Raw genomic sequence first — 6289 nt, forward strand, 5'->3', positions numbered from 1 at the left:
CCCATAGCCCCCGCCCCCGGACGTACCGTCGTCGGCTCCCTCGAAGAGGTCGACCTGTCATTTCTGCGCGGCCTGATCACCCTTCGATGACGGAAATGCCTCAGGTGTTCACCCAGCGTGCAGCGCGGATAACGCGGTAATTCCCCTGGGCCCTGTCGCAAGAATTCGAAACGCGCCGGACCGTCGAATTCCAGTCCACTGACACCTCCTCGCGGGTGTGACGTTCCCCACGCGACGGACCCTCGACAGGCGGCCCGGGCTGTGCCGGACACCCCGCTTCGAGGGGTCCGGACGCGCCCATGTGTCCCGATTGGTGAAACCCTGCACCAAACCTTCCCCCGGCGGGTTTCCGGTGCGTCCACGCCCGGTTCCACTGTGTGATGGAAGCCCAACTCCGGTGACTGCCAACCCTCCTGCGGGTCCCGACTAATCTCCTGGTGAGAACATCGCCCTAACCCCGTGATCCGCCGCGCCACCCCTGCATGCCGGATACACGGACCGAACAGCTGTGGAGAAACCCGAGCATGAACCGCAAGACTTTGGTGCTGCCGGCCGTCATAGGTCTGCTCGCGCCGGTGCTCGCCGCCTGCGGCGGCTCCGACAGCGGCAGCGGCGGCGGCGACGCGATCGCCGTGGGCACCACGGACCGGTTCACCGCCACGAAGGACGCTCCCGCCCCGCTCGACCCCGCCTACGCCTACGACGTCGGCACCTGGAACGTCCTGCGCCAGACCGTGCAGACGCTCATGATCCAGCCCAAGGGCGACGGCGACCCCGTGCCCGAGGCCGCCCAGTCCTGCGGCTTCAGCGACAGCGGCAACGAACGCTTCGTCTGCACCCTGCGTGACGGCCTGAAGTTCGCCAACGGCGACGCCATCACCGCGGCCGACGTGAAGTACTCCATCGACCGCGCCCGCGCCATCAAGGCCGACTCCGGCGTCTTCGCCCTGCTGTCCACCATCGACACCGTCGAGACCAAGGGCGAGCGCGAGGTCATCTTCCACCTCAAGACCGCCGACGCCACCTTCCCGTACAAGCTGTCGACCCCGGTCGCCGGCATCGTCAACCCCGACGACTACGGGAAGAACAAGCTCCGCGACGGCTTCGACGTCGACGGCTCCGGCCCCTACACCATGAAGGCCGACGTCAAGAACGACGAGCTCGTCGACGCCGTGTTCACCAAGAACCCCAACTACAAGGGGTCGTTGACGGTGAACAACGACAAGGTCGTCCTGCGCTCCTACGAGGACGCCGACGCCATGGGCACCGCCCTCGAAAAGGGCGACATCGACCTCATCACCCGCACCCTGTCGCCCCAGCAGATCAAGAAGCTGTCCAACGAGTCCGGCGGCGACGTCGACCTCGTCGAGATGGCCGGCCTGGAGATCCGCTACCTCGCCTTCAACACCGACGCGCCGACCGTGAAATCCCGTGCCGTGCGCCAGGCGATGGCCCAGCTCATCAACCGCAGCGAACTCGTCTCCCGGGTCTACGGCACCCAGGCCGAGCCGCTGTTCTCGCTGGTCCCGGCCACCATCACCGGACACTCCAACTCCTTCTTCAACAAGTACGGCGACCCGAGCCTCGCCAAGGCCAAGGCCCGGCTGGCCCAGGCCGACATCACCACCCCGGTGAAGCTGACCCTCCACTACACGACCGACCACTACGGCTCGGGCACCAAGGAGGAGTTCGAGGACCTGCAGAAGCAGCTCAACGCGAGCGGGCTCTTCGACGTCAGCATCAAGGGCGCTCCCTGGTCGACCTTCCGCCCGGCGGAGCAGAAGGGCGAGTACGACGTCTACGGCATGGGCTGGTTCCCGGACTTCCCGGACGCCGACAACTACCTCGCGCCCTTCCTCGACAAGGACAACTTCCTCGGCTCGCCCTACGCCAACAGCGAGATCCGCAACACCCTGATCCCGGACTCCCGTCGCGAGGCCGACCGTCTCGCCGCGTCCGCGAGCCTGACCGAGATCCAGGACATCGTCGCCAACGACGTCCCCGTGCTGCCGCTGTGGCAGGGCAAGCAGTACGTCGCCGCACGCGACGACGTCACGGGCACCGCCTACGCGCTCAACTCCTCGTCGACGCTGCAGCTGTGGGAACTCGGCAAGGGCGTGAGCGGCTGACCACCGCCTGACGCCTCCTTCGGCCCGGGCCCAGGCGGACGGGCCCGGGATTCCACAAGAATCGACGACAAGGCACTCGCACGTGAACAAGCGCATCCAGTGGCAGGTCCTGCCGATCGTGGCTGGCCTGGCCTCCGGTCTGCTGACCGGCTGCGGCACGGAGTCGGGGGGCTCCGGTGCCGACGGTTCCTCCGTGGTCGTGGGGATGTCCGACGACGTCCTCGCCACCGACCCGGCCTCCGGCTACGACCCCGGCTCCTGGCTGTTGTTCAACAACGTCTTCCAGTCCCTGCTCAGCTTCCCCAAGGGCGGCACGGACCCGGAACCGGACGCCGCCCGCAGCTGCGAGTTCACGGACACCAAGACGCAGGTCTACGAGTGCACGCTCAAGGACGGGCTCAAGTTCAGCAACGGTGACCCGCTCACCTCCGAGGACGTCAAGTTCTCCTTCGACCGCATGCTGAAGATCAACGACGACGCCGGTCCCGCGATCATGTTCCCGATGCTCGACAAGGTCGAGACGCCGGACGAGAAGACCGTCGTGTTCACGCTGAACACCCCCGACGCCACCTTCCCGAGCAAGCTCGCCTCCGGCGCCGGCTCCATCGTCGACCACAAGCAGTACGACGCCGACGGCCTGCGCGAGGACGGCAAGGCGGTCGGCTCCGGCCCCTACCAGCTCGACTCCTTCGGTGACGACCAGGCCGTGTTCTCCGTCAACGAGAACTACAAGGGCACCGCCGACCCCCAGAACTCCGGCGTCACGCTCAAGTTCTTCCACGGCGACCAGGCCGCTCTGAAGACCGCCCTGACGGACGACAAGATCGACATCGCCTACCGCGGTCTGAGCGCGGGCGACATCGCCGACATCGAGAACGCCTCGCCCGACTCCGGCATCGAGGTCGTCGAGGGCACCAGCGCCGAGGTCCAGCACCTCGTCTTCAACATGGACGACCCGGTCGCCGGAAACCTCGGCGTCCGGAAGGCGATCGCCCACCTGCTCGACCGCGAAGCCCTCATCCACGACGTCTACCAGGGCACCGCCACCCCGCTGTACTCGATCGTTCCGGCCGGTATCGCGGGCCACAACACGGCCTTCTTCGACACCTACGGCGCCCAGCCCTCCAAGGCAAAGGCCGCGGCCGCACTCGCCGACGAGGGCATCACCGGCAAGGTCAAGCTCACCCTGTGGTCGACCCCGTCCCGCTACGGCCCGGCCACCGACCAGGAACTCAGGACGATCGCGAAGCAGCTCAACGCCAGCGGGCTGTTCGACGCCGACGTCAAGTCGGTGGCCTTCGACCGGTACGAGAAGGACATCGCGGCCGGCAAGTACGGCGTCTACGTCAAGGGCTGGGTCCCCGACTACCCGGACGCCGACAACTTCACGGCCCCCTTCTTCGGCAAGGGCAACGTGCTGGACAACAACTACGCCAACACCAAGATCACCGGATCGCTCATCCCCCAGACCGCCGCCCAGCCCGACCGCTCCGCCACGGACGCCCCCTACGGCACCCTCCAGGACCTCGTGGCTCAGGACATCCCCGTCCTGCCGGTCTGGCAGGCCAAGCAGTACGCCGTCGTCCGCGACAACGTCTACGGCCTGGAGTACTGCCTCGACGCCTCCACGGTGTTCCGCTTCTGGGAGCTCAGCAAGGGCTGAGCGGGCCTCCGCACACACGAAGAGGGCGCCCCCAGTCAGGCGGGGGACGCCCTCTTCGCTCTCGTTTCCGTGCTCCCGCTACCTACTGCGCCCCGGGACGGACCAGACCGCTCTCGTACGCGTACACCGCCGCCTGGACCCGGTCCCGCAGACCCAGCTTGGTCAGCACATGGCCCACATGCGTCTTCACGGTGGTCTCGCTGACGAACAGGTCCGCGGCGATCTCCGCGTTGGACAGCCCGCGCGCCACCAGTTTCAGCACCTCGACCTCACGGTCGGTCAGCGTGTGCAGGGTGTCGGGCACCGGCTCGTCACCGGAGGGCAGATGCGTGGCGTACTTGTCGAGCAGCCGGCGCGTGATGCTCGGCGCGAGCATCGCCTCACCCGCGGCCACCACCCGGATCGCCTGCACGAGCTCGTTGGCCGGGGCGTCCTTGAGCAGGAACCCACTGGCCCCCGCCCGCAGCGCCTCCACCACGTACTCGTCCAGGTCGAAGGTGGTCAGCACCAGCACCTTCGCCGGACCGTCCCGCCCGGGACCGGTGATCTGCCGGGTCGCCTCCACACCGTCCATCCGCGGCATACGGATGTCCATCAGGACCACGTCGGGCTGCAGAGCCCGCACCTGGTCGAGAGCCTGAAGTCCGTCTCCGGCCTCGCCCACGACCGCGAGGTCCTGCTCGGCCTCCAGAATCATCCGGAACCCGGTACGCAGCAGCGGCTGGTCGTCGACCAGTAGGACGCGGATGGCCACGTGTGTCTCCTTCGCTAGTCCGGCCCCATTCTGCCCTGCTCGCCGGTCACGACCTCCACCGGCAGCGGGTAGGGCGGGGGAGTGCCGCCGAACTCCGGGCAGTGCTCCTGGTGGTCGCACCAGCCGCACAGCTTGGTCGGGCGCGGCCGCCACTCTCCCGTCAGCGTGGCCTGCCGGATCGCCTCCCACAGCGCCAGCAGCTTGCGCTCGACCCGCTCCAGGTCCGCGAGAACCGGGTCGTAGGTCAGGACGTCACCGCTGCCCAGGTAGACGAGCTGGAGGCGGCGCGGGATCACGTTCTTCAGCCGCCACACCACCAGGGCGTAGAACTTCATCTGGAACAGCGCGCCCTCGGCGTACTCGGGCCGGGGTGCCTTGCCGGTCTTGTAGTCGACGATCCGCACCTCACCGGTGGGCGCCACGTCGACCCGGTCGATGATCCCGCGCAGCCGCAGCCCCGAGTCCAGCTCAGCCTCCACGAACAACTCCCGCTCGGCCGGCTCCAGACGCGTCGGATCCTCCAGCGTGAACCACCGCTCCACCAGCCGCTCGGCCTCACCGAGCCAGGTCGCCAGCCGCTCGCCGTCCGGATCATCGGCGAACAGCTCCAGCACCTCCGGCCGGCTCTCCCGGAGCCGGTCCCACTGCCCCGGGATCAACGACTTCGCCGCGGGCGCGGTCCGCTCCCCGGCCGGGGCGTCGAACAGCCGCTCCAGCACCGAGTGCACCAGCGTCCCCCGGGTCGCCGCCGCACTCGGCTTCTCCGGCAGCCGGTCGATCACCCGGAACCGGTACAGCAACGGGCACTGCATGAAGTCATTGGCCCGAGAAGGGGACAGAGAAGCGGGAGCAACGAAAGCCGCCCGCCCCACCGGAACCCCCTGGGGCACATCGGCGGTGGCGTCCCCACCCTGACGATCACCTGTGACAGTCGTAGGCGTGGTGCCGGGAGTGCTGGCGCCGGGTTGCTCAGCGCCACCCGCACGCGGACGGCCGACCGTCGTGTCCGCGTCCTGATGACGAGCTGTGCCGGGCGCCGATGCCCCTCCGATGCCTGCCGCGTCCGATCCCGCGTCATTCCCCGGCTGCTCAATGTCCCCGGCTCGCGGAGCGTCGATCCCTGCGTCCGCGTCCTGCAGGCCGGCCGTGTCGGTCGCAGGCGTGGTCCCGGGGCCGCTCACGCCGGGTTGCTCAGCCGTCTCCGCTTGCTCAGTGCCGCCCGCCCGCGGATGCTCGACCGTCGTGACCCCGTCCGGCCGGTCAGCCGTGGCAGGCGTCGGCATCGCTCCGGAGTCGGTCGCGTCCGGGTCCTCAACCGACCCGGGCGGAACCGGAACCGCCGACCCCGAGTCCTCGCCCCCGGCAGCCGACGGCACCGCCTCGGCGTCGGACGCGGGCCTTCCGGGCTGTGCCGTGGCCGGCTTCTCCGCTGCCCGCGGGGCGTCGGCGGCGGTTTCGGTCGCGGCCTCCGTGCTCGTCTCCATGACCACAGACCATACGGCCCGCCACTGACAGTGACCCATTCGCGGCCGTTGCCACCGTGGCGGCCGAGGAAACGCGGGGGGTGCCGGGGCGGAACGCGCGACGACCGCCGCATACCATCGACTCGAGACCCTTCCGCACGGCAGGCGCGGAAGACGCTTCGAACGAGGGGACATCGTGGACGAGAGCGGCGGGAGCGGGCAGCCGCGGTCCGGCACGGACCGGCCGGCCAAGCCCCACGCAGGGCCCACGGCCCAGACC

General features: G+C 69.0%; 4 protein-coding genes and 1 pseudogene. 3 read left to right on the forward strand and 2 right to left on the reverse strand.

Annotated elements, in window-relative coordinates:
- From EHS43_RS48290 to EHS43_RS34205, 3 genes and pseudogenes are all read left to right on the forward strand, one after another.
- A pseudogene (locus EHS43_RS48290) lies at window positions 1-90 on the forward strand (HAD family phosphatase); the annotation flags it as partial.
- A 434-nt stretch (window positions 91-524) separates the two neighbouring features.
- Entirely contained in the window at window positions 525-2129 is a 1605-nt protein-coding gene (locus EHS43_RS34200; protein ID WP_125194531.1) for an ABC transporter substrate-binding protein, read from the forward strand.
- Window positions 2130-2211: 82 nt separating this feature from the next.
- Window positions 2212-3792, forward strand: coding sequence for an ABC transporter substrate-binding protein (locus EHS43_RS34205; RefSeq protein ID WP_125194532.1), 1581 nt, complete (start codon window positions 2212-2214; stop codon window positions 3790-3792).
- Window positions 3793-3874: 82 nt separating this feature from the next.
- Here the strand turns inward: EHS43_RS34205 and EHS43_RS34210 are convergent, their stop codons facing one another.
- Together EHS43_RS34210 and EHS43_RS34215 are read right to left on the reverse strand one after the other, a co-directional pair.
- Window positions 3875-4546, reverse strand: a complete 672-nt coding sequence (locus EHS43_RS34210; RefSeq protein ID WP_030606450.1) for a response regulator transcription factor — start codon at window positions 4544-4546, stop codon at window positions 3875-3877.
- Window positions 4547-4560: 14 nt separating this feature from the next.
- Window positions 4561-5436: a RecB family exonuclease gene (locus EHS43_RS34215; RefSeq protein WP_260470831.1), complete on the reverse strand. Its 876-nt coding sequence runs from the start codon at window positions 5434-5436 to the stop codon at window positions 4561-4563.
- Window positions 5437-6289 lie beyond the last annotated feature (853 nt).

The sequence above is a fragment of the Streptomyces sp. RP5T genome, assembly GCF_003933965.1.
Classification (GTDB): Bacteria; Actinomycetota; Actinomycetes; order Streptomycetales; family Streptomycetaceae; genus Streptomyces.